The organism is Arthrobacter sp. PsM3 (assembly GCF_030433895.1).
Lineage (GTDB): Bacteria > Actinomycetota > Actinomycetes > Actinomycetales > Micrococcaceae > Arthrobacter.
Genome location: NZ_JARUXE010000148.1, coordinates 1 through 347 on the forward strand (window position 1 = coordinate 1; position 347 = coordinate 347).

At 63.4% G+C, this 347-nt stretch carries 1 protein-coding gene; it reads left to right on the forward strand.

The features are described 5' to 3' along the window. Nucleotides 1–347: M24 family metallopeptidase (locus QCD75_RS21995; RefSeq protein ID WP_301231644.1), on the forward strand; the 347-nt coding region annotated here is incomplete at both ends.

Below are 347 nucleotides of genomic sequence, written 5' to 3' on the forward strand. Positions count from 1 at the left end.
GCCGGGATCACCGAATACGAGGTCGCCCTGATCGGCACCGAAGCCATGGTCCACGAAATCGCCCGGACCTTCCCCGACTCGGAAATCCGCGACACCTGGGTCTGGTTCCAGTCCGGCATCAACACCGACGGCGCCCACAACTGGGCCACCACCCGCAAGATCCAGGAACACGACATCCTGTCCCTGAACTGCTTCCCGATGACCTCCGGCTACTACACCGCCCTGGAGCGCACCCTGTTCTACGGCGAACCGGACGCCCGCTCCCTGGAACTGTGGAACATCAACGTGGAAGTCCACAAACGCGGCCTCGAACTCATCAAGCCCGGGGCCGTCTGCAAGGACATCGC